The sequence below is a fragment of the Streptomyces sp. NPDC046759 genome, assembly GCF_040645475.1.
In the GTDB taxonomy this organism is placed as follows: Bacteria; Actinomycetota; Actinomycetes; order Streptomycetales; family Streptomycetaceae; genus Streptomyces.
Genome location: NZ_JBEYYJ010000026.1, coordinates 49,465 through 73,154 on the forward strand (window position 1 = coordinate 49,465; position 23,690 = coordinate 73,154).

Annotated in this window: 18 protein-coding genes; 13 read left to right on the forward strand and 5 right to left on the reverse strand. The window is 72.8% G+C overall.

All coding sequences use genetic code 11. The features are described 5' to 3' along the window. Positions 1–281: 281 nt before the first annotated feature. From ABZ919_RS30055 to nudC, 4 genes are all read left to right on the forward strand, one after another. On the forward strand, positions 282–3,836 hold the full coding sequence (locus ABZ919_RS30055) for an ATP-dependent DNA helicase (RefSeq protein ID WP_361253883.1): 3,555 nt from the start codon (positions 282–284) through the stop codon (positions 3,834–3,836). Between the two features lie 114 nt (positions 3,837–3,950). Beyond that, positions 3,951–7,493: a UvrD-helicase domain-containing protein gene (locus tag ABZ919_RS30060; protein ID WP_361253729.1), complete on the forward strand. Its 3,543-nt coding sequence runs from the start codon at positions 3,951–3,953 to the stop codon at positions 7,491–7,493. A gap of 53 nt (positions 7,494–7,546) precedes the next feature. Further along, positions 7,547–8,950: a dipeptidase gene (locus tag ABZ919_RS30065; RefSeq protein ID WP_361253731.1), complete on the forward strand. Its 1,404-nt coding sequence runs from the start codon at positions 7,547–7,549 to the stop codon at positions 8,948–8,950. Positions 8,951–9,100: 150 nt separating this feature from the next. Then, positions 9,101–10,045 carry an NAD(+) diphosphatase gene (gene nudC, locus ABZ919_RS30070; RefSeq protein ID WP_361253733.1) on the forward strand — a complete coding sequence of 315 codons (945 nt, stop codon included), beginning with the start codon at positions 9,101–9,103 and terminating at the stop codon, positions 10,043–10,045. Between the two features lie 85 nt (positions 10,046–10,130). Here the strand turns inward: nudC and ABZ919_RS30075 are convergent, their stop codons facing one another. Further along, on the reverse strand, positions 10,131–10,373 hold the full coding sequence (locus ABZ919_RS30075; protein WP_351608420.1) for a mycoredoxin: 243 nt from the start codon (positions 10,371–10,373) through the stop codon (positions 10,131–10,133). A 182-nt stretch (positions 10,374–10,555) separates the two neighbouring features. Between ABZ919_RS30075 and ABZ919_RS30080 the strand changes: the two genes are divergently transcribed. The 5 genes from ABZ919_RS30080 to ABZ919_RS30100 all read left to right on the forward strand — a co-directional run bounded on the left by ABZ919_RS30080 (position 10,556) and on the right by ABZ919_RS30100 (position 14,450). Continuing rightward, a complete protein-coding gene (locus tag ABZ919_RS30080) occupies positions 10,556–12,751 on the forward strand; it encodes an ATP-dependent DNA helicase UvrD2 (RefSeq protein WP_361253735.1) in 2,196 nt (731 codons plus the stop codon). Between the two features lie 165 nt (positions 12,752–12,916). Beyond that, on the forward strand, positions 12,917–13,237 hold the full coding sequence (locus ABZ919_RS30085) for a hypothetical protein (protein ID WP_361253737.1): 321 nt from the start codon (positions 12,917–12,919) through the stop codon (positions 13,235–13,237). A gap of 172 nt (positions 13,238–13,409) precedes the next feature. Continuing rightward, positions 13,410–13,778, forward strand: coding sequence for a WhiB family transcriptional regulator (locus tag ABZ919_RS30090; protein ID WP_361253739.1), 369 nt, complete (start codon positions 13,410–13,412; stop codon positions 13,776–13,778). Further along, on the forward strand, positions 13,775–14,098 hold the full coding sequence (locus ABZ919_RS30095; protein WP_361253741.1) for a hypothetical protein: 324 nt from the start codon (positions 13,775–13,777) through the stop codon (positions 14,096–14,098). The genes ABZ919_RS30090 and ABZ919_RS30095 overlap by 4 nt, the downstream gene beginning before the upstream one ends. 139 nt (positions 14,099–14,237) lie before the next feature. Beyond that, the gene (locus ABZ919_RS30100) at positions 14,238–14,450 is read left to right on the forward strand and encodes a hypothetical protein (RefSeq protein ID WP_361253743.1); all 213 of its coding nucleotides are present in this window, start codon (positions 14,238–14,240) and stop codon (positions 14,448–14,450) included. A 197-nt stretch (positions 14,451–14,647) separates the two neighbouring features. Here ABZ919_RS30100 and ABZ919_RS30105 read toward each other — a convergent pair whose 3' ends face one another. Both ABZ919_RS30105 and ABZ919_RS30110 read right to left on the reverse strand, forming a co-directional pair. Further along, the gene (locus ABZ919_RS30105; RefSeq protein WP_361253745.1) at positions 14,648–16,027 is read right to left on the reverse strand and encodes an AarF/ABC1/UbiB kinase family protein; all 1,380 of its coding nucleotides are present in this window, start codon (positions 16,025–16,027) and stop codon (positions 14,648–14,650) included. Then, the gene (locus ABZ919_RS30110; protein WP_361253747.1) at positions 16,020–17,234 is read right to left on the reverse strand and encodes a TOMM precursor leader peptide-binding protein; all 1,215 of its coding nucleotides are present in this window, start codon (positions 17,232–17,234) and stop codon (positions 16,020–16,022) included. Before ABZ919_RS30110 ends, ABZ919_RS30105 begins: the two co-directional genes overlap by 8 nt. Before the next feature lie 320 nt (positions 17,235–17,554). Between ABZ919_RS30110 and ABZ919_RS30115 the strand changes: the two genes are divergently transcribed. From ABZ919_RS30115 to ABZ919_RS30130, 4 genes are all read left to right on the forward strand, one after another. Continuing rightward, positions 17,555–18,151, forward strand: coding sequence for a M48 family metallopeptidase (locus tag ABZ919_RS30115; protein ID WP_361253749.1), 597 nt, complete (start codon positions 17,555–17,557; stop codon positions 18,149–18,151). 129 nt (positions 18,152–18,280) lie between these two features. Further along, positions 18,281–20,047 carry a TerD family protein gene (locus ABZ919_RS30120; protein WP_361253751.1) on the forward strand — a complete coding sequence of 589 codons (1,767 nt, stop codon included), beginning with the start codon at positions 18,281–18,283 and terminating at the stop codon, positions 20,045–20,047. Positions 20,048–20,059: 12 nt separating this feature from the next. Beyond that, positions 20,060–20,740 carry an AIM24 family protein gene (locus ABZ919_RS30125; RefSeq protein ID WP_361253753.1) on the forward strand — a complete coding sequence of 227 codons (681 nt, stop codon included), beginning with the start codon at positions 20,060–20,062 and terminating at the stop codon, positions 20,738–20,740. A gap of 17 nt (positions 20,741–20,757) precedes the next feature. Then, positions 20,758–21,513, forward strand: a complete 756-nt coding sequence (locus tag ABZ919_RS30130) for an AIM24 family protein (RefSeq protein WP_361253755.1) — start codon at positions 20,758–20,760, stop codon at positions 21,511–21,513. 52 nt (positions 21,514–21,565) lie between these two features. Here ABZ919_RS30130 and ABZ919_RS30135 read toward each other — a convergent pair whose 3' ends face one another. Continuing rightward, positions 21,566–22,087, reverse strand: a complete 522-nt coding sequence (locus ABZ919_RS30135) for an NUDIX domain-containing protein (protein WP_361253756.1) — start codon at positions 22,085–22,087, stop codon at positions 21,566–21,568. Beyond that, the gene (locus ABZ919_RS30140) at positions 22,084–23,526 is read right to left on the reverse strand and encodes a zinc-dependent metalloprotease (RefSeq protein ID WP_361253758.1); all 1,443 of its coding nucleotides are present in this window, start codon (positions 23,524–23,526) and stop codon (positions 22,084–22,086) included. Before ABZ919_RS30140 ends, ABZ919_RS30135 begins: the two co-directional genes overlap by 4 nt. Positions 23,527–23,690: the final 164 nt, after the last annotated feature.

A 23,690-nucleotide genomic window follows, 5' to 3' on the forward strand; every position in this document is an offset into this window, starting at 1 on the left:
CTCGGTGAGAACCCGTGGCCCGTACGGGTGACTGGGGGGACGTCTGTGGCATGACGTACGTTCGTGGGTCGGGGGACCCACGGGGCCCCAGGGCCACGAGGGAAGAAGCGGAAGCACTGCTTGCGTCCGGTGTGGCGGCGTAGCGTCGGCTGCACGCGTCCCTCTCACCCCGCGGCCACCGCCCCGCCCCCGTGACCGCCCGCCCACCAGCACGCACCCCAGGACCGGCCAACCACGTGAGCTCCTCTTCTTCCTCCACCAGGCGCCTGCCGCACCCCCCGGTGCGGCAGGGGAGCCGTGGCGCTTACCGGCTGGTCCGTACCCCGCCGGCCGTAGTGGTCCCCCCTCCTCTGGACGCGGCACAGCGTGCCGTGGTTGACCACGGCAGCGGACCGCTGCTGGTCCTCGCCGGTCCCGGCACCGGCAAGACCACCACCCTCGTCGAATCCGTGGCCGCCCGGATCGCCCGGGGCGCCGACCCCGAACGCATCCTGGTGCTGACGTTCAGCCGCAGGGCCGCCGTCGATCTCCGCGACCGCATGGCCCTGCGCATCGGTGCCTCCCGCGCACCCCGCGCCACCACCTTCCACTCCTACTGTTACGCCCTGGTGCGAGCCCACCAGGACAGCGGTCTGTTCACCGAGCCGCTGCGCCTGCTCTCCGGCCCCGAGCAGGACGTCACCGTCCGCGAGCTGCTCGCAGGGCAGCCGGAACTGCAGCGCCTCGGACTGACCCATGTGCGCTGGCCCGACGAGCTGCGCGCCTGCCTGACCACGCGCGGCTTCGCCGACGAGGTCCGCGCGGTCCTCGCCCGCAGCCGCGAGCTGGGCCTGGGCCCGGACGAGCTGGGCGCCTTCGCCCGCCGCATCGGCCGCCCCGACTGGGGCGCCGCCGCGACCTTCCTCGCCGAGTACCTCGACGTCCTCGACATGCAGGGCGTGATCGACTACGCGGAACTGGTCCACCGCGCGGTCCTGCTCGCCCGCCGCCCGGAGACCGCCGTCCGGCTCGCCGCCCGCTACGACGCCGTGTACGTCGACGAGTACCAGGACACCGACCCCGCCCAGGTACGGCTCCTGCACGCGCTGGCCGGCGGCGGTCGCACCCTGGTCGCCCTGGGCGACCCCGACCAGTCGATCTACGCCTTCCGCGGCGCCGACGTGAACGGCATCCTCGACTTCCCGGCGGCCTTCACGTGCGCGGACGGCCGCCCGGCCCCCGTCGAGGTGCTGCGCGCCTCCCGCCGCTCCGGCGCCGCCCTGCTGGCCGCCACGCGCCTGATCACCCGGCGGATGCCGCTGCCCCGGCTGCCGGCCGACAAGGTGCGCGCCCACCGCGAGCCGGCCGCCATACGGGACGGGGGCCGCGTCGAGGTCTACACGTATCCGACGGCCGGCACGGAAGTGGACAACATCGCGGACATCCTGCGCCGCGCGCACCTGGAGGACGGCGTCGCCTGGAGCGACATGGCCGTCCTGGTCCGGGCCGGCGCCCGCGCCCTGCCCACCCTCCGCCGTGCCCTCACCGCGGCCGGCGTCCCGCTGGACATCGACGGCGACGACCTGCCCCTGCGCCACGAGCCGGCCGTCGCGCCCCTGCTCACCGCCCTGCGCGCGGTGGCCGTGGCGGAGGCCGGGCGGCCCGAGGAGACGGAAGGAGCCGGGGCTGGGGAAGCCGGGGCAGAAGACGTCCGGGATCAATCGGCGGGGGCACCGGAAGAGGCGGCGCCCGCAGAGGCTGACGCGGACGACGCGGACGAGGGTGAGGCCGACGCGGACGACGCCAGGGCTCGGCGAGCCGGTCCCGCAGAGGCTGACGCGGACGACGCGGACGATGGTGAGGCCGGCGCGGACGACGCCGGGGCTCGGCGAGCCGGTCCCGCAGAGGCCGACGCCCAGGAGGCCGGCCCGCTGCGGGGCGAAGCCGCCGTCGGTGACCCGACGGAGCAGGCCCCGGACACCGCCTCCTGGCTCGACACCGAGACCGCACTCACCCTGCTCGCCTCCCCTCTCGCCGGCATGGACCCGGCCGACCTGCGCCGCCTCGGGCGTGCCCTGCGCGAGGAGGAACGGGCCGCGGGCAACCCGCTGCCGCCCCCCTCCGACGTCCTGCTCGCACGGGCGCTCGCCGAACCCGAGCGCCTCGCCGTGCACGATCCGGCCTACGCCCGCGGGGCGCAGCGCCTCGGCGCGCTGCTGCGCAAGGCCCGTGAACGGCTCGCGGGCGGCGGTACGGCCGAGGAGGCGCTGTGGGACCTGTGGGAGGGCACGCCCTGGCCCGCACGCCTGGAGCGGGCCGCCCGGCGCGGCGGCGCGGCCGGCCGCAACGCCGACCGGGACCTGGACGCCGTGTGCGCGCTGTTCGCCACCGCCGCGCGCGCCGAGGAGCGCACCGGAGGCCGCGGCGCGCTGAACTTCCTGGAGGAGGTCGAGGCCGAGGACATCGCCGCCGACACCCTCACCCGCCGTGCCGTACGCCCCGACGCCGTCCGCCTGATGACCGCTCACCGCTCCAAGGGCCTGGAGTGGCGGCTGGTCGTCGTCGCCGGCGTCCAGGAGGGCCTCTGGCCCGACCTGCGCCGCCGCGGTTCCCTGCTGGAGGCCGACCGGATCGGCCGCGACGGACTCGCCGAACCGCTCACCCCGGGCGCGCTGCTCGCCGAGGAGCGCCGGCTGTTCTACGTCGCCGCCACGCGCGCGCGTGAACGCCTGGTCGTCACCGCCGTCAAGGCACCGGCCGACGACGGCGATCAGCCCTCCCGGTTCCTCACCGAGCTCGGAGTGGAGCCCAAGGACGTCACCGGCCGGCCCCGGCGCCCGCTGTCCGTGGCCGCGCTCGTCGCCGAGCTGCGCGCCACCACGGTCGACCCGCGTGCGTCCGCAGCGCTGAGGGAGGCCGCCGCCCGCCGCCTGGCCCGGCTCGCCGCCGTCGCCGACGAGGACGGCCGCCCCCTGGTGCCGTCCGCGCACCCCTACCGCTGGTGGGGCATGCACGACCCGACCGAGAGCAAGGTGCCGCTGCGCCACCGCGACCGGCCGGTCGTGCTCTCCGGCAGCGCCCTGGACCAGCTCGCCAACACCTGCGCGCTCCAGTGGTTCCTGGGCCGCGAGGTGAAGGCCGACGCCCCGGCCACCACCGCGCAGGGCTTCGGCAACGTCGTCCACGTCCTCGCGGACGAGGTCGCCTCCGGCCGCAGCCCGGCCGACCTGGACGTCCTCATGGAACGCCTGGACTCGGTGTGGAACGCGCTCGCGTTCGACGCGCCCTGGAAGTCGCAGCAGGAGAAGGACAACGCGCGCGTGGCGCTCGAACGGTTCCTGAACTGGCACGTCCTGAACGGCACACGCACCCCCGTGGCGAGCGAACAGGACTTCGACGTCACCCTCGAAGCGGGCGACTACGAGGTCCGCATCCGCGGCCAGATGGACCGAGTGGAGACGGACGGCGAGGGCCGCGCCTACGTGGTGGACTTCAAGACCGGCAAACAGGCACCCAGCGCCGCCGAGGTGGCCCGCCACCCCCAGCTCGCGGTCTACCAGCTCGCCGTCCGTGAAGGAGCCGTCGACGAGGCCTTCGACGGCGTGCGCCCCGAACCGGGCGGCGCCGAACTGGTGCACCTCAGGCAGGGCGCCGCCAAGCGCGACGGCGGCGACGGCCTGCCCAAGGTGCAGACCCAGGAACCGCTGTCGGGGGAGTGGGTCGGCGAGCTGCTGGCCACCGCCGCGGGCAAGGTCCTCGACGAGCGGTTCGCACCGAACGCCGGCCAGCACTGCACGCACTGCGCGTTCCGCGCCTCGTGCAGCGCCCGGCCCGAGGGACGCCACGTGGTCGAGTGAGCGACCGCACGGGCCGTGGTGACGCACAGCACCACAGCCGCTGACCTGCGTCTCTTCCTTCCCGGACGGCCGATCCGCGCCAGCTGTCAGTGCCCGCCGCTAGCCTTTTGCGACATGCCCGCCCGTATCACCGATCCCGAGCAGCTCAAAGAGCTCCTCGGCATCCCGTTCACCCCGGAGCAGACGGCCTGCATCACCGCGCCGCCCGCCCCGCAGGTGATCGTCGCCGGTGCCGGATCGGGCAAGACCACCGTGATGGCCGCCCGCGTCGTCTGGCTGGTCGGCACCGGCCAGGTCGCCCCCGAGCAGGTCCTCGGTCTGACCTTCACCAACAAGGCCGCCGCAGAGCTCGCCGAACGCGTCCGCAAGGCCCTGGTCAGGGCCGGCGTCACCGACCCGGACGTGATCGATCCGGACAACCCGCCGGGCGAGCCGGTGATCTCGACGTACCACTCCTTCGCCGGCCGGCTGCTCACCGACCACGGCCTGCGCCTCGGTCTGGAGCCCGGCTCGCGGCTGCTCGCCGACGCCACCCGCTACCAGCTCGCCGCGCGCGTGCTCCGCGAGGCCCCCGGCCCCTACCCCGCGCTGACCCGCTCCTTCGCCGACCTCGTCAGCGACCTCCTCGCCCTCGACTCCGAACTCGCCGAACACCTCGTCGACCCCGAGGAGCTGCGCGCCTGGGACGCGGACCTGCTGCGCTTCCTGCGGAGCGCCACACTCACCAACGCCGACCTGCGCAAGGTCCCCGAGACGGCCGCCGCACGCCGTGAGCTGGCCGGCCTCGTGCGGCGCTACCGGGCCGCCAAACGCGAGCGCGACCTGCTCGACTTCGGCGACCAGATCGCCCTGTCCGCCCGCCTCGCCGGCATCCCCGAGGTGGGCAGGCTGCTGCGCGCGGAGTTCCGCGTGGTGCTCCTGGACGAGTACCAGGACACCTCCGTGGCCCAGCGCGTCCTGCTGGCCGGCCTGTTCGGCGGCGGCACCGGCCACCCCGTGACCGCGGTCGGCGACCCCTGCCAGGCCATCTACGGCTGGCGCGGCGCCTCCGTCGCCAACCTGGACGACTTCCCCGCGCACTTCGCGCACGCCGACGGCCGCCCCGCCACCCGGCAGGCGCTCAGCGAGAACCGCCGCAGCGGCGGCCGCCTCCTCGACCTCGCCAACGGCCTCGCCGAACCGCTGCGCGCCATGCACGCGGGCGTGGAGGCCCTGCGCCCGGCCCCCGGCGCCGAGTACGACGGCACGGTCCGCTGCGCCCTGCTGCCCACCCACGCCGAGGAGATCGACTGGATCGCCGGCTCGATCGCCCACCTCGTCCGCACCGGCACGGCCCCCGGTGAGATCGCCGTCCTGTGCCGTACGGCGACCGACTTCGCCGAGATCCAGGGCGCCCTCGTCGCCCGCGACGTCCCGGTCGAGGTGGTCGGCCTGTCCGGGCTGCTGCACCTGCCCGAGGTCGCCGACCTCGTCGCCGTCTGCGAGGTCCTGCAGGACCCCGGCGCCAACGCCTCCCTGGTACGCCTGCTGACCGGCCCGCGCTGGCGCATCGGCCCCCGCGACCTCGCGCTGCTGGGCCGCCGCGCCCGGCTGCTGGTCGCCCACGCGCGCGTGGACGACACCGACGACCCGGACCGCCGGCTCACCGCCGCCGTCGAAGGCGTCGACCCGGCCGAGGTGATATCGCTCGCGGACGCCCTGGACACCTTCCTCGAATCGCCCAGGGAAGGCGGCTTCGAGGACCGGGGCGACGACGGGCTGCCGTTCTCCCCGGACGCCCGCGTGCGCTTCGCCCGGCTGGCCGCCGAGCTGCGCGACCTGCGCCGTTCCCTGTCCGACCCGCTCATGGACGTCCTGCACCGCGTCCTCGCCGTCACCGGCCTGGAGGTGGAGCTGTCGGCGTCCCCGCACGCCCTGGCCGCACGCCGCCGCGAGACACTGTCCAACTTCCTGGACATCGCCGCGTCCTTCGCGGCCGGTGACGGCGAGGCCACCCTCCTCGCCTTCCTCGGGTTCCTGCGCACCGCCGCGCAGTACGAGAAGGGCCTCGACAACGCCCTGCCCGGCGGCGAGAACACCGTCAAGGTGCTCACCGCGCACAAGTCCAAGGGCCTGGAGTGGGACGTCGTCGCCGTTCCCGGACTGGTCAAGGGGACGTTCCCCAGCGCACAGGGCCGCGAGAAGTGGACGGCGCAGGCCAAGGTGGTGCCACACGCCCTGCGCGGCGACTGCGACACCCTGCCCGACATCGACAGCTGGGACGCGCGCGGCATGAAGGCCTTCCACGAGGCCATGAAGGACCACCAGCACACCGAGGAGCTCCGCCTCGGCTACGTCACCTTCACCCGCCCCCGCTCCCTCCTGCTCGGCTCCGGCCACTGGTGGGGGCCCAGCCAGAAGAAGCCCCGCGGTCCCTCCGGCTTCCTCCAGGCACTCCACGACCACTGCGCCGCCGGACGCGGCGAGATCGAGGCGTGGGCCGAGGAGCCCGCCGAGGACGAGGAGAACCCCGCCCTGCACACGGCCGGCACCGACCAGGTGTGGCCGCTCCCGCTGGACGCCGCCGCCCTGGCCCGCCGCCGCGCCGCCGCCGAGACCGTCCTCGCCCACCTGGACGCCCTCACCGCCCAGGACACCGCCCACCCGCGGGCCCCCCACGACCCCGCCGCCCTCGACGACCCGGACTGGCCCCCGCCCCCGGAGGACGACCCCTACGGCGACGACCCCTACGGCGACGACCCCTACGGCATGGATCCGTACGCCGAACCGCCGTACGACACCCCTGAGCCGCCCTACGACGCGGAACCGCCCTACGACGCGGACACCCCCACCCCGGGCGCCCCCGCCGACCGCAACGACCGGAGCACCGGCCGGCCCACGGTCCCGCACCAGGCGCCCGCCCCACGGCACCGCCCCCGCCCCGCCGAGCCGCGGCACCCCGGCGACCTCACCCCGGAGGAGGCTCGCACCATCGCCTCCTGGGACCGGGACCTGGACGCGCTCACCGGCGAGCTGCTGCGCGCCCGGCAGGCCGTCACCGACGTACCGCTGCCCGCCACGCTCAGCGCATCCCAGCTGCTGCGCCTGGCCGAGGACCCGGACGGGCTCGCGCAGGAACTCGCACGCCCCATGCCGCGCCCTCCGCAACCCGCCGCACGCCGGGGCACCCGGTTCCACGCCTGGGTCGAAGCCCGCTTCGAGGAACTGACGCTGCCCCTGCTCGAACCGGACGAGCTGCCCGGCAGCGACGCCGAGATCGCCGACGAGAACGACCTGCAAGCCCTGAAGGAAGCCTTCGAACGCAGCGAGTACGCCCGGCGCATCCCCTACCGGGTCGAGGCACCCTTCCAGCTCGACCTCGCCGGCCGCGTCGTACGCGGCCGCATAGACGCCGTCTACAAGCACGGCGACGGCCACGGGGCGACGTACGAGATCGTCGACTGGAAGACCAGCCGTACCCGCACCGCCGACCCGCTCCAGCTCGCCGTGTACCGGCTGGCCTGGGCCGAGCAGCAGGGCGTGCCGCCCGAGTCGGTCACGGCCGCCTTCCTGTACGTCCGCACGGGCGAGGTCGTACGACCGCCGGACCTGCCGGACCGGGCCGCCCTGGAACGGCTCCTCGCGGAACACTCCGAAACGGCACACCGGGCGACCTGAGTGTGACGAACCGCCCGCCGAGGATGCCGGCGGGGGCCGATAGGCTCGTCAGCATGAGCCAGACCCCGGACAGCGCCGTCCGCACGTACATCGAGCAGCACCGCGCCGCCTTCCTCGACGACCTCATGGCATGGCTGCGCATCCCCTCCGTGTCGGCCCAGCCCGACCACGCGCCCGACGTACGCCGCAGCGCCGACTGGCTGGCCGCCGCACTCGCGGAGACCGGCTTCCCGACCACCGAGGTCTGGCAGACCCCCGGCGCCCCCGCCGTCTTCGCCGAGTGGCCCTCGGACGACCCGACGGCACCCACCGTCCTCGTCTACGGCCACCACGACGTGCAGCCCGCCGCCCGCGAGGACGGCTGGGACAGCGACCCCTTCGACCCGGTCGTCAGCGGCAACCGCCTCTACGCGCGCGGGGCGGCCGACGACAAGGGCCAGGTGTTCTTCCACACACTCGGCGTGCGCGCCCACCTCGCCGCCACCGGCCGCACCGCCCCCGCGGTCAACCTGAAGCTGCTGATCGAGGGCGAGGAGGAGTCCGGCTCCCCGCACTTCCGGGCCCTCGTCGAGGAGCACGCGGGACGGCTCGCCGCCGACGCCGTGATCGTCTCCGACACCGGCATGTGGGCCGAAGACACCCCGACCGTCTGCACCGGCATGCGCGGCCTCGCCGAGTGCGAGATCCGGCTGTACGGCCCCGACCAGGACATCCACTCCGGATCCTTCGGCGGTGCCGTGCCCAACCCGGCCACCGCGGCCGCCCGCCTGGTCGCCGCCCTGCACGACGAGCACGCACGCGTGGCGGTCCCCGGCTTCTACGACGGCATCGTCGAGCTGACCGACCACGAACGCGAACTCTTCGCCGAACTGCCCTTCGACGAGGAGCGCTGGCTGGGCACCGCCAAGTCCCGCGCCACCCACGGCGAGGCCGGATACAGCACCCTCGAGCGCATCTGGGCCCGCCCGACCGCCGAGGTCAACGGCATCGGCGGCGGCTACCAGGGCCCCGGGAGCAAGACCGTCGTCCCCTCCTCGGCCATGGTGAAGCTGTCCTTCCGGCTGGTCGCCGGCCAGGACCCCGACCACCTCGAGAAGGCCGTCCGCGCCTGGGCCGGGACACAGGTGCCCGCCGGGATCCGCCATGAGATCGTCTTCGGCGCCGCCACGCGCCCGTGCCTGACCCCGCTCGACCACCCCGCACTGCAGTCCGTGGTCCGCGCCATGGGCCGCGCCTTCGAGAAACCGGTCCGCTTCACCCGCGAGGGCGGCTCCGGACCCGCCGCCGACCTGCAGGAAGTCCTCGGCGCCCCGGTGCTCTTCCTGGGCATCTCCGTCCCCTCCGACGGCTGGCACGCCCCGAACGAGAAGGTCGAACTGGACCTCCTCCTCAAAGGCGTCGAGACCAGCGCCTACCTGTGGGGGGACCTGGCCGAGCACTGGCGTCCCACGACCTGACCGGCCGGCGCCGTACGAGACATCGCGCGCGGGGCACACTGGAAGGACCGCCCCGCCGTCTCGCCCGCGCCCGGCCCGGTGCCCTCCCGCCCACGTCCCGCCGAACCGCCCGCCGAACGAACCGCTGCACTGGGGGAGTTGGAAGCACCCGTGACCACCTGGACCGACGACACAGCCGATCGACCCATCTCGCTGACCGCCCCGAGCGGCATCGACCGAGCCGCCCACCACCGGCTCGACGAGGCCTGGCTCGCCGCGGCGTGGAGCCACCCCACGACCCGCTGCTTCGTGGTCTCCGGCGGCCAGGTACTCGTCGACGAGACGCCGGACGGCCGGACCGAGCTCGTCATGACACCCTCGTTCGAGGCCCCGCTCACCGAGGCGCACCGCTACTTCCTCGGCATCGACGAGGAAGGCGTCAGCTACTTCGCCCTCCAGAAGGACGCGCTGCCCGGCCGTATCGACCAGTCCGCACGCCCCGCCGGGCTGCGCGAGGCCGGCCTGCTGCTCTCGCCGCGCGACGCCGGCCTCATGGTGCACGCCGTCGGCCTCGAGAACTGGCAGCGCACCCACCGGTTCTGCTCCCGCTGCGGCGAGCGCACGGTCATCGCCGCCGCCGGCCACATCCGCCGCTGCCCCGCCTGCGGCGCCGAGCACTACCCGCGCACCGACCCGGCCGTGATCATGGCCGTGACCGACGCGGACGACCGCATCCTCCTCGGCCGCCAGGTCCACTGGCCCGAGGGCCGCTTCTCCACGCTCGCCGGTTTCGTCGAACCCGGCGAGTCCATCGAGCAGGCGGTGCGACGCGAGGTGTCCGAGGAGGTCGGCCTCGCCGTCGGCCCCGTCGAGTACGTGGCCAGCCAGCCCTGGCCCTTCCCGTCCAGCCTGATGCTCGGCTTCATGGCCCGCGCCACCTCCACCGAGATCGAGGTGGACGGCGACGAGATCCACGAGGCCCGCTGGTTCTCCCGCGAGGAACTGCACGACGCCTTCGAATCCGGCGAGGTGCTGCCGCCCTACGGCATCTCCATCGCGGCCCGCCTGATCGAGATGTGGTACGGCAAGCCGCTGCCGACCCGCAGCTTCGTCTGAGACACAGCAGCCGAGACACAGCAGGGCGGCCCCCGATCCGATCGGGGGCCGCCCTGCTGCGATCACCGCGGAAACCCGCGGAGCGTCACGCGGCGAGCTTCTGCTTCACCTGCGCCAGCGACGGGTTCGTCAGCGTCGTACCGTCCCCGAAGAGCACCGTCGGGACCGTCTGGTTTCCGCCATTCGCCTTCTCCACGAAAGCGGCGGACTCGGGGTCCTGCTCGATGTTGATCTCGGTGTAGGCGATGCCCTCCCGGTCAAGCTGGCTCTTCAGCCGCCGGCAGTAGCCGCACCAAGTCGTGCTGTACATCGTCACAGTGCCCTGCATGTCTCTCGCGCTCCTCAGGCAGCTCGGAAAAACGTCGTGGAGGAGAACGTACGCCGGCCCCCCGCCATTCCCGCCCGGGGTATCCACAGGTGGCTGTGACACCTGCCGCATTCATACGACCATCCGTACCCGCCTGTGGACAACCGACACGGCACTCCCGGGCGACCTGGCAGCATGGCGGTGTGACAGCAGCAACGCACTCCACCCTCTTCCCGCAGGTACCGGACACGGCCGACGCGGTACTCGAAGGGCTCGACCCCGAGCAGCGCGCGGTGGCCACCGCCCTGCACGGCCCGGTGTGCGTCCTGGCCGGAGCGGGCACCGGCAAGACGCGGGCGATCACCCACCGCATCGCCTACGGAGTGCGCGCGGGCGTCCTCCAGCCCTCCAGCGTGCTCGCCGTCACCTTCACCAACCGCGCCGCCGGCGAGATGCGCGGCCGACTGCGCCAGCTCGGCGCCCACGGCGTCCAGGCCCGCACCTTCCACTCCGCCGCCCTGCGCCAGCTCCAGTACTTCTGGCCGAAAGCGATCGGTGGCGGCATGCCCCGGCTCGTCGACCGCAAGGTCCAGCTCGTCGCCGAGGCGGCCGCAAACCTGGGCACCCGGCTCGACCGGGGCGAGCTGCGGGACGTCACGGCGGAGATCGAATGGTCCAAGGTCACCCAGACCATCCCCGCCGACTATCCGTACGCGGCCGCGAAGGCAGGCCGCGAGGCCCCGCGCGACCCCGCCGAGATCGCCCACCTCTACGCGGCCTACGAAGACCTCAAACGCGACCGAGCGGTGATCGACTTCGAAGACGTCCTGCTGCTGACCGTCGCCATCCTCCAGGACCGGCACGACATCGCCGAACAGATCCGCGCCCAGTACCAGCACTTCGTCGTCGACGAGTACCAGGACGTCAGCCCCCTGCAGCAGCGGCTGCTGGACCTGTGGCTCGGCGACCGAGACAACCTCTGCGTCGTCGGCGACGCCAGCCAGACCATCTACTCGTTCACCGGAGCAACCCCCGACCACCTCCTGGACTTCCGCACCCGGCACCCCGGAGCCACCGTCGTCAAACTCGTCCGTGACTACCGCTCCACCCCCCAGGTCGTCCACCTCGCCAACGGCCTGCTCGCCCAGGCCCGCGGCCGCGCCGCCGACCACCGGCTGGAACTGATCTCCCAACGCGCCCCCGGCCCCGAACCGGTCTACACCGAATACACCGACGAGCCCGCCGAGGCCGAAGGCGCCGCCCGCCGCATCCGCGAACTGATCGACGCGGGCGTCCCCGCCGCCGAGATAGCAGTCCTGTTCCGGACAAACGCCCAGTCCGAAACCTACGAACAGGCCCTCGCCGACGCCGGCGTCCCCTACCAGCTGCGCGGCGCCGAACGCTTCTTCGACCGGCCCGAGATCCGCAAGGCCGGCATCGCCCTGCGCGGCGCCGCCCGCTTCGGCGGCAACGACTCCCTGCTGGACGACGCCGTGGACCTGCCCTCCCAGGTCCGTGCCGTGCTGTCCGGAGAGGGCTGGACCACCCAGCCCCCGGCCGGCTCCGGAGCCGTCAGAGAGCGCTGGGAATCCCTTGCCGCACTCGTCAACCTCGCCCACGACCTCGCCGCCGCCCGGCCCGGCGCCACCCTCGGCGACTTCGTGACCGAACTGGACGAACGGGCGAACGCCCAGCACGCCCCCACCGTCCAGGGCGTCACCCTCGCCTCCCTGCACGCCGCCAAGGGCCTGGAATGGGACGTCGTCTTCCTGGTCGGCATCGCCGAGGGCATGCTGCCCATCACCTACGCCAGAACCGACGAGCAAATCGAGGAGGAACGACGCCTCCTCTACGTCGGCGTCACCCGCGCACGGGAACGGCTCCACCTCTCCTGGGCGCTGTCCCGGTCCCCCGGCAACCGCCCCAACCGCAGACCCAGCCACTTCCTCGACGGCCTGCGACCCGGCACCACCGCCACCGTCGGCCGCACCGGCACAGCCGCCACCGGAGGCATCGAACACGGGACCCCCGGCAGCACCGCCACCGTTCAACGGCGCGCCCAGCGCACCCCCGCCCGCTGCAGGGTCTGCGGCCGCACCCTCACCGACGCGGGCGAGATGAAGCTGATGCGCTGCGAGGACTGCCCCTCCGACATGGACGAAGGGCTCTACGAACGGCTGCGGGAATGGCGGGCCGTCCAGGCCGAGCACAGCGGACAGCCGGACTTCTGCGTCTTCACCGACCGCACCCTGATGGCCATCGCCGAGGCCCGGCCCGAAAACCCCGCCGAGCTCTCCCGCATCCCCGGCGTCCTCAGCCGCAAGCTGCGCAGCTACGGAACCGACGTTCTGGCCATCTGCGCAGGCCACGACGTCCGGGAAGCCACCGAGGACGACTGATGCGAACTCGTCGAAAAAATAGTTTGCGCATGCCCCAGCAATCCCCATAGGTTCTAGACACGGAAGCGGCGGCCTTCTCCAAAGCCCTGACTCCGTGTTGTACTTGCATACCCGAACGGACTGGCTCACCCCAGTCCCTTGAGACGCCGAGAGGAGGCGAGTCCAGTGATCAGCATCAACACCAGCACCATCAGCACGGCCAAACTGACCGATCGCTCGACCGTCTCCCTGTGCATGCTCGGCGCCTCCCACCAGGGCACCGGTCTGTCCGGCATCCGTGCCGACCGTCCGGCGTCCTCCCTCGCTCTCACGGGTCTTCCCGTCCGTGAGCGCAATGAGCGACCGACCAAGGCACTGGAAGCGGTAGAGGCACAGGCGCAGGCCTATGCCTTTGCGGCGGCCGGTGCCGGATTCCGGAAGCAGACGACGCAGCACCACCTGATGTGGGCCTTCCGTGGGCCAGAACCCTGGAGTGATCCAGCCTGATCCGATCAGGCCGGCGCCTTCAGGGCCGCGGAACCCCATCCGGGATCCGCGGCCCTTCTGTTTTCCCCGAACGGGGACGACGGAGCGAAGGGGCCTCGGGACAGGAAAAGAACCCGGTACCAAGCCGACACCCGGTCAACCGGCCGGAACGACCAGACGAGGAAGACCAACCGTGCAACTCGAAGCGCACGCCCCGTCCGTACCGCCTTCGCAAACGATCCCCCCGCCCGGCCTCACGGAGGACTCCACCTTGACCCCCCTCACCGCGCTCACCGCGCTCGACGACGCCATCGAGAACCTCGGCGTACCCGTCCCCTGCCGTTCCTACGACCCGGAGGTCTTCTTCGCCGAGTCGCCGGCGGACGTCGAGTACGCCAAGTCCCTCTGCCGCACCTGCCCGCTGATCGAGGCCTGCCTCGCCGGCGCCAAGGAGCGGCGTGAGCCCTGGGGCGTCTGGGGTGGCGAGCTGTTCATCCAGGGTGTCGTCGTCGCCCGGAAGCGGCCGCGTGGCCGCCCGCGGAAGAACCCGGTCACGGCATGAACACCGCAGGAACGATCGATCGCCCCCTCACGCACGACCCCCAGAAGCAGGCCCCGATGAAGCCGTCCACCAGCGAGCCCGCCGGCTCCGCGACTCCAGACGTCACCACCACCGGCGCGACCGAAGCGCGCCAGAACAGGACCCGAGAGATGCAACTCATGCAAGAAGCCCTGGCTCGTGCGCATATGCGCGAGCGACTCCACGAAGCCGAGCGGGAACGCCAGGCCGTGCGCCTGTTGGTCGCCCGGCGGATGCAGCGACGGGCCGAGCGCGCCTCGCTGCGCGCCCGCCGCGCGCTCGCCATGGCGGTCATGCAGTAACGATCACACCGACAGAAGCGGTGGCCTCCCGGCCCGGGAGGCGAAGTCTTCTGGAGCGGGGACCGGTCCGGCCGAACGGACCGGTCCCCGCGGTGCGTTGTGCCGGGCGATCCGCCGCCGGCGGGGTTATCGTCGCCAGGTGACGAGTCTTCCCGGTGGAAGTGATCAGGGCGGCTCCACCCCGGAGCGCCGCATGCTCGTGTGCGCACGCTGCGGCACCCCCGCTGACGGCCCCCAGCCGGTCACCTGGACCTGCTCCGTGGAGAACGGCATCCGCCAGTACTTCTGCGACGTCTGCTCGAGGGAGAACCTGCGGGCGATCGAGGGGCGACTGGATTCGCAGTGGTGGTGAGCCGCTTCTCCCGGGGGCCCCTCCCCCCACCCTCCCCCTCCCCACCCCACCCCTTCCACCGAGGCACACAGCACCCGCTTCAGGGCACCCCACACCCCGCCCTCTCCCGGCACCCCAGGATCAAGTCCCGTCCCGGCACCCCAGGATCAAGCCTCGACCCAGCGCCCCAGGGTCAAGCCTCGTCCCAGCCCCCCGGATCACGCCTCCGCCGCCGATTCCCCCTCGGCCGGCTCGTCACCGGGGACGTCGAGGACGAATCCCGGCAGCCACTCCTGCAGTTCCTCCCGGAGGCGGACCGTCGCGCCCAGTTGGCACAGGACGCCGATGGTGCTCAGCGTCACCCGGTGGATCAGCAAGTAGGCCGGCGGCAGGTTGAGCCGTTTGCCCAGCTGGTAGGCGGGGGAGCGGGGGTCAGCGATGCGGGCGGCCTGGCTGCGCATCCAGGTGCGGGTGAAGGTGAACGCCTCGACGCGGGCCGGTTCGATGATCGGCAGCAGGTAGTCGAGGACCGCGTCGGGATCGAGCTCTATGGACTCCTTCACGAATCCTTCGGTGCAGAGCATCTCGTAGACCGACTCGGCCTCGCCGTCCAGTGTCATGCGCAGTGAGGTACCGATCGGCAGGGGGAGTCCCCCGGGCAGCCGGTCGACCGTGCCGAAGTCCAGGACGCCGAGGCGCCAGCCGTCCTCGCCGGCCGGGCCGCCGGGCAGCAGCCGGAAGTTGCCGGGATGCGGGTCGGCGTGCAGCAGGCCGGTGCGGGCCGGGCCCGAGAAGAGGAACCGGGCCAGGAGCTGGCCGGCGCGGTCCCGCTGCTCCGGGGTGCCGTCCGAGATCACCTCCGACAGCGGGATGCCGTCGATCCACTCGGTGACCAGGACCTGATCGCACTGGTGTACCACTGCGGGGACCGCCACGTCCGGGTCGTCCGCGAACTCCTCCGCGTGGACCGACTGGGCCTGTGCCTCCAGTGCGTAGTCCAGCTCCTCGGAGACGCGGTCCTTCAGCTCCGTGATGAGGGGCTTGATGTCCATGCCGGGAATCAGCGGCCCCAGCAGACGGGCGAAGCGGCTGAGTTGGTTCAGGTCGGAGAGCAGGGCCTCGCCGGCGCCCGGGTACTGCACCTTGACCGCGACCTCGCGGCCGTCGTGCCACACAGCCCGGTGCACCTGGCCGATCGAGGCCGCGGCGGCGGGCTTGTCCTCGAACTCCTCGAACAGATCCCGCCAGTCCGCACCGAGTCGCTCCTCGAGCACCGCGTGCACCGTGCGGGTCGGCATCGGCGGCGCCGCCTCCTGGAGCTTGGTCAGGGCGGCGCGGTAGGGCCCGGCGATCTCCTCGGGCAGCGCCGACTCGAAGACGGACAGGGCCTGCCCGAACTTCATCGCACCGCCCTTCAGCTCGCCGAGCACTTTGAACAGCTGCTCCGCGGTGCGCTGTTGCAGTTCCCGGCCGACGATCTCCGCGGACTCACCCACGATCCGTTTGCCCAGCCCCCAGGTCGCCCGGCCGGCGAAGCCGAGCGGGAGCGCGGCGAGCTTGGCGGTACGGGTGACCGCCTTCCGGGGAAGATCAGACATGCGTCCTCCAAGTCCCAGTCGGCCGCGCCGTGCCTGCCTTGCGTGGTCGCTCCGTCGACGGCCGTTGCACCGCCATTGTCTCCCGCGGTTCGCCGCCGGTTGATGCGTGTTCCCCTTCGGGTTTCTCCGCGGCACCGCATCCGCATTCCGGATGCGGTGCGACCGGCCGGGCGTGCCAGGTCAGGCCGGGCCTGGACGTCTCCCAGCGGGTGCCGGTGCTGGACGGCGACTCCCCGTCGAGGAAGGCCAGCGCGTGTGCGGCGGCCAGGCCGGCGACCGCCGTGGCCAGCGTCACATCGCAGGCCCCGATCCGGCGGGCTCTGGGGCAGCGCCACTGGGCGGTCAGCCGGGGCCAGGCCGGGTCCCGGTCGGTGCGGTCGAGGTGCAGGCAGCCGGCGCAGCCGGACTCACCGGGCAGGACGAGTGGGCCGACGACGCCGGTGCCTTCGACGACGCCGGTGTACAGGTGGGGCGTTCCGGAGGACAGGAGCGGCTCGGCCTCGGCCGGGTCGGGTGCGTGCACGGCCACGTCGTCCCGGGGGGCGAGGATCACCAGGGAGAGCCCGGGGTCCCGGGTGCCGGATCCGGGGGAGTGGGTGCGGCATGCCGGGCCGTCGGGTGCCGCGCGGCGCGCGGCGGCGCGCGCGGCGGTGTCCCGGCGCTCGCCGAGCGACTCGGCGGGCAGCCCGCCCGGTGCCACGTCCCAGGGCTCCACGCGTCCCTGGTCGCGCACGTCGATCTCGCCGACTCCGGCGCCCGACAGCACCGACGCCAGCACGGCGCCGACCCGTCCTGCGCCCCGCACCTGTACGCGCTGGGCGCGGCGGGCGGCGAGCCCGGCGAGCGCGCCGCCCGGCTCGGTGGTGGTCAGGGACAGGGCGGCGAGGTCGGGGCGCAGCCGTCGCAGGACGTCCGTGTTCTCGCGCAGGGTGTCCGCGGCCGGTCCGCCGGTGTGCGCGTCGTCGAGCAGGCCTGCTCGGGTGAGCCGTTCCAGCAGGGTGTCTACATAACCGGCCGGCAGGTTCATGCGGCGGCCCTCCGCGCGCAGCAGCGGCAGTCCGCGGGTGCCGTTGAGGAGGTCCAGGAAGTCGCGTGTGGCCGGATTCATCGGCCCCAGGGTCAGCGCGTGGGCCGGCGTCATTCCGAACTGCACGGTGTCGCGATCACGCCAGCCGCGCCGCAGCGCGGGTTTCACCACCGGATGCATGACTGGTCCCCCCGTATCCGTAGAGAGCATCGCGGGACATCCTGTCGCCGGTGGAGCCGGTCACGCTCCGCCGACGCCTGCCAGCATGCCGTGCCGGGGTCTTCCGTGCCGAGAGTTATCCACAGACTGTGGGTGTTTGTCATATAAGACGGCCGAAAAGGCCGTGAGGTAAAGGGTACAAAACCGGGCGTAAGAGGCTGGATAAATCGGATGGACGGGACAGTCGTAGGAATCACAGAAATCAAACGCATGGTGCGGGATCGGGATCGAACCGTCCCGGAGCCGGGACTTTGGCCATGCCCAGCGGGTAACGTCGGGGCGTGCCCGCCGACCCACTGCACAGCGCCGGAAAGCCACAGCGCAGCACGACGAGCCCGCCGTCCGGCGGCTCGGGGGCGAGCGCGATCGAGGTCCGCAGGAGTGCCCGGCGCCGCCGGACGGTCTCCGCGTACCGCGAGGGCGATCGCACCGTCGTACTGATCCCCGCCAGGATGTCCAAGGCGGAGGAGCAGCGCTGGATCACCGTCATGCTCGACAAACTCGCCGCGCAGGAGAGCAGGCGGGTGCTCGGCGACACCGAGCTGGCCGAGCGTGCCGGGCGGCTGTCGGCCCAGTACTTCGACGGCCGGGCGCGCCCCGCCTCCGTGCGCTGGGTCACCAACCAGAACACCCGCTGGGGTTCGTGCACCCCGGCGGAGGGCAGCATCCGGCTCTCGCACCGGCTGCAGGGCATGCCCGAGTACGTCGTCGACTACGTCCTCTGCCATGAGCTGGCCCATCTGCTGGTGCCCGGTCACGGCCCGGACTTCTGGCGGCTGTTGGAGGTCTACCCGCGCACCGAGCGGGCCCGCGGCTACCTCGAAGGGGTCGTCGCCGCGGAACGGCTGCCGTATGTGCCGGGAGCGCGCGCGGAGTGAGCCCGGCGCGGTCCGTCCCCCTCCGGGCGCGGTTGTGTACCGGGTCTGTACCGGCTGCGCCCGATGCCGGGCTTTGCCGTTAGCCTGGCGCGACGCACTCGCATTCGGGATGGGGGACGGTCGTAACGCATGCCCAGGGAATTCCAACGCGGCCACAAGGCCAGGATCAGTGACCTCACGGCGGGCACGGATCTGTACGTAGGCGTGCAGATCTCCGCCCCCGGGCTGACCTTCGACATCAGCTGCTTCGGACTGGACGCCGACGAGCGCCTCTCGGACGACCGGTACTTCGTCTTCTTCAACCAGCCGAAGTCCCCGGAGGAGGCCATCCAGCTGCTGGGCTCCCAGGCGGGCGACACGGAGTCGTTCCGGATCACACTCGACCGGCTCCCTTCCCACATCCACAAGCTGTCCTTCACGGCGACCGTCGACGGTGCCGGCCAGATGTCGCAGATCGCCCCCGGCTACCTGCGCATCGTGGCGGGCGGCGAGGAGGTCGCGCGGTACTCCTTCGACGGCGCGGAGTTCTCCACCGAGCGGGCCGTGATGCTCGGCGACATCTACCTGAAGGACGTGTGGCGGTTCGCCGCGGTCGGGCAGGGCTTCGACGGCGGTCTGGAGGCGCTGCTGAAGAACTTCGGCGGCGAAGTGCTGGAGGAGGAGGCGCCAGCCGCCCCGCAGCAGCCGCAGAGCGGCGCCGCCCCCGGCTTCGCCCCGCCGGCGTTCGCCGTCCCGGCCGCCCCCGAGCCCACACCCGCCGTCCAGGCCCCGACTCCGCCTCCCGCGCCGGCTCCCGCCCCGCAGCCCGCAGCCCAGGCGTTCGCCCCGCCCGCCGGCGCCGCACCCGCGCAGGGCTTCGCCCCGCAGCCCGGCGCCACGCCTCCCCAGGGCTTCACGCCCGCGCCCGGGCACACCCCGCCCCCCGCCCCGGCGCCCGCGCCGAACGTACACGGCGCGCCGACGGTCATCGCCCCCATGGTCCCGCCCGTCGGCGGGACCGTCCCGCCCCCGGCCCCGGCGCCCGCACCCTACGGACAGCCCCGGCAGCCGTACGGCGGGCCACCCCAGCAGCCGTCGTACGGCGGTCAGCCGACCGCTCCCATGCCCCCGGGCTACGGCCAGCAGCCGCCCTCCTACGGCGGTCAGCCGGCCCCGCCGATGCCGCCCGGCTACGGCCAGGCCCCCGGCGGGCAGCCCGCCGCCTACGGAGTGCCGCAGGGCGCGCCCCAGGGCGGTGCCGGAGTGTCGGTCGCCCTGCAGAAGTTCAGGGAGGCGCCCACCGGGCAGCGCTGGACGCAGCAGAACAAGAAGCTGATCCGTGTCGACCTCGGCATCGGCGGGCAGCCCGTCCTGGCCCGGCAGGGCAGCATGGTGCTCTACCAGGGCAAGGTCGATTTCAGCTACAAGGGCGCCGGGTTCGCCGGTCGCATCGTCGGCCACGCCACGGGCCAGGAGATGCAGCTGATGCGCTGCACCGGCCAGGGCCAGGTCTTCCTCGCCGAGAACTCCACCCATCTGCACCCCGTCGAGCTCCAGGGCGACGCGATCTGCGTGTCCGCGGAGAACGTCCTCGCCTTCGACGAGAGCCTGCAGCACGAGGTGCGCCGCATCGAGGGCCACGGCATTCCCGGCGGCGCGCTGTTCACCATGCAGTTCCAGGGCACCGGCACGATCGTGGTCAAGACGCACGGCACACCCGTGGTCCTGCCGGTCACGCCGACCACCTTCGCCGACTGCAACGCCGTCGTGGCCTGGTCCGCGGCCTCCCAGGTGATCGTCTCCAGCCAGGTTCGCATGCGCCGCAACGCCTACCCGGGCGACACCGGCGAGAGCGTCAACCTCCAGTTCCGCGGCGCGCCCGGGAACTTCATCGTCGTCCAGCCCTACGAGGTCTAAGGGGAGCCCGTCATGAACCAGCCGCTCGCGGGCTTCGCCCCCGCACCCGTCACCGCCCGCATGGAGAACCACGGCAACCACATGCTCAAGGTCGCCATGCAGACCGGGAACGACCTCCTCGCGCGGGTGGGGTCGATGGTCGCCTACGAAGGCTTCGTCCAGTACGAGCCCAACCCGCCGGCCGTCCGGCAGATCGCCCGGGACTGGATCACCGGCGAGGGCGCCCCGCTGATGAAGTGCACCGGTGACGGGCTGCTCTACCTCGCCGACTACGGCGCCGATGTCGTCGTGATCAACCTGGGCGGCGACGGCATCTCCGTCAACGCCACCAACCTGCTCGCCTTCGACGCCCACCTCAGCTGGGGCGTGGAACGGGTCAAGGGGCTCGCGAAGTTCGCCGGGCAGGGCCTGTGGAACACGAAGATCTCCGGACAGGGCTGGGTGGCGCTGACCTCCCGGGGCACGCCGATCGTCGTCGACTGCGGCGGCGGCGAGAACGAGACGTACGTGGACCCGGACGCGCTCGTCGCCTGGTCGCCCAATCTGAAGGTGAAGGGCAAGCGCAGCTTCAAGGCCCAGTCGCTGATCGGCCGGGGCAGCGGGGAGGCCTACCAGATGGCCTTCTCCGGCCAGGGCATCGTCGTCGTCCAGCCCAGCGAGGACAGCACCGACCGCCTCCGGATCCGGGGCTGAGGGGGAGCCAGAAAGCCATGCAGAGCCCGCTTTTCGCGTACAACGAACTCCAGACGCAGGAGCGCTGGAGCCTGCAGAACTCGCAGCTGCTCCGCGTCGGCCTGGAGGGCCACGACGACATCCTCGCCCGCAAGGGCACCATGGTCGCCTACCAGGGCCTGGTCGAGTTCGACGCCGAGTACCGCAGCAACAACCAGGCACGCGCGCGTGCGTACACCGGCGAGGGCCTGGACCTGATGCGCTGTCACGGACAGGGCACGGTGTACCTCGCCAACCTCGCCCAGCACGTGCACATCATGGACGTCGAGCAGGACGGACTGACCGTCGACAGCTCCTACGTCCTCGCCATGGACTCCTCGCTGCACCACGAGGTCATCGCCGTCGACAGCCTCTACGGCATCTCCGGCTCCGGGAAGTACCAGCTGAACATCACCGGGCGCGGCAAGGTCGCCCTGATGACCTCCGGCTCGCCGCTGCTGATGCAGGTCACGCCCGACAGGTACGTCAACTGCGACGCGGACGCGATCGTCGCCTGGTCCACCGGTCTGCGCGTGCAGATGCAGGCGCAGACGCACTCCTCGGGGGTGTGGCGCCGGCGCGGCAACACCGGTGAGGGCTGGGAGCTGAGCTTCATGGGGTCCGGGTTCGCGCTGGTCCAGCCCAGCGAGCTGCTGCCGCCGCAGAACGCTGTGATCGGGCAGGGCCTCGCCGCCCAGTTCGGGATGGGGCAGCAAGGGGCGCGCGGGCAGAACCAGGGCAACGTCTGGAGCTGAACCGCGGGCAGCGGGCAAGGGGTGGCCGCACGGGCGCTCACCCCTTGCCCGTTCAGAGTCTGGCGCGGGTCGCCTCCAGCAGGCGTACGACCGACGCGTCGGCCACGTCCGCCACCTCGCCGTAGGCGAACCAGCGCAGGTCCAGTGACTCGTCGCTGATCGCGTGCTCGGCGTCGTGCGGCGCCAGGGCCGCGTACTGGACGTCGAAGTGCCAGTGGCACGGCGCCGGGATCGGATGCCGGTCCAGGCGCACCGGCCCGCCGGGCAGCAGGGCCAGCCCGGGCACGCCGGACTCCTCGGCCGCCTCGCGCAGGGCCGCCGCCGCGAGCGAGGCGTCGCCCGGCTCGCAGTGGCCGCCCATCTGCAGCCACATGCGCAGCTTCTTGTGGAGGGTGAGCAGGACGCGCTCGCGCGAGGGATCGATCACCAGAGCGCTCGCCGTGAGATGGCCCGCACGACAGGCCTTCCACATGCCGTCCGGGTGGGCGGCCAAGTGGTCCAGGTAGGTTCGGCGCAGCTCGCCCTGGCCCTCGTGCTCCTTGAGGACGAGGACCGCGTCGTCGTGCAGGCTCACTCGGTGTCGTCGCCCTTGCCGTCGTCGTCCTTCTTGCGCAGGTCGGGCCTGCCGTGAGAGCCGTCCGCCGCCTCGCCCAGCATCTTGTCCAGCTCGGAGAAGTCCAGCTGCTCGCGGTGCACGAAGCCGTCCGGGTCGTCCAGGTCGGTGGCCGTCGGCAGCATGTCCGGGTGGGCCCACAGGCCGTCCCGGCCGTCGACCCCGCGCGCGTCCGTGAGCGAGGCCCACAGGCGGGAGGCGTCGCGCAGCCGGCGCGGGCGCAGCTCCAGGCCGATCAGCGTGGCGAACGTCTGCTCCGCCGGACCGCCGGTCGCGCGTCGGCGGCGCAGCGTCTCACGCAGGGCGTCGGCGGACGCCAGACGCGGCTTCGCCGCCGCGTGGACCACTGCGTCCACCCAGCCCTCGACGAGCGCCAGAGCGGTCTCCAGACGGGCCAGGGCGGCCTTCTGCTCGGGCGTGTCCTCCGGCTGGAACATGCCCTGCTGGAGCGCGTCCTGGAGCTGTTCGGGGTTCTGCGGGTCGAACTGGCCGACGACGTCCTCCAGCTTGGCGGTGTCGACCTTGATCCCGCGCGCGTACCCGTCGACCGCGCCGAACAGGTGCGAGCGCAGCCACGGCACGTGCGCGAACAGACGCTGGTGGGCCGCCTCGCGCAGGGCCAGATACAGCCGCACCTCCTCCTGGGGCACGCCGAGGTCCTTGCCGAACGCCTCCACGTTGGCCGGGAGCAGCGCGGCCTTGCCGGCCGGGCCGAGCGGCAGGCCGATGTCGGTGGAACCGACGACCTCGCCCGCGAGCACGCCCACGGCCTGCCCGATCTGCGTGCCGAACATGGCGCCGCCCATCGAGCGCATCATGCCGATCAGCGGGCCCGCCATGGCCTGCATCTCCTCCGGCAGGACGTCGCCCATGGCCGCGCCCACCCGCTCGGCGACCGGGTCGACCAGCTCCTGCCAGGCGGGCAGCGTCGCCTCGACCCACTCCGCGCGGGACCAGGCCACCGCCGAGGCCGAGCCCGACGGCAGGGACGTCGCGTCGTCCAGCCACAGATCCGCGAGACGGACGGCCTCCTCGACCGCCCTGCGGTCGGCCGGCCCGACACTGGCGTCCTTCGTGCCGTCCGGGGTGCCCTGCGCGACGGTCTGGCGGGCGATCTGCTTGGCCATGTCCCAGTTCACCGGGCCGCCCTCGTAGGAGAGCATCTGGCCCAGCTGCTGGAACGCGGCACCCAGATCCGTGGGGTTCAGCGAACCGAACATCGCTGCGAGCGGATTGTCGGCGCCGGGGCCGCCAAAGCCTCCGGCTCCGGGCAGGCCGCCGAAACCGAACGGGTTGGCCGGTCCCTGCCCACCACCGCTCTGCGGGTCCTTCTTCTTGCCCTCGTCGCCGTCCTCCGGCTCCTCCGGCGGAAGGCCGAAACCGAATGGGGTGTCACTCACGGGATTCCTCGGCTGGTAAGGCCACCGGTTCTCTCCGGCGGCGCGGCTGCCCGACAACACCACCCAGCGTAGACACCCGGACCCGATCGGGCCTCGGTGCTTCGCCCACGCCAAGCCTGCGGCAGGATGGATGCACCTGGTACGTACGCGTCAGTCGCGCCCGT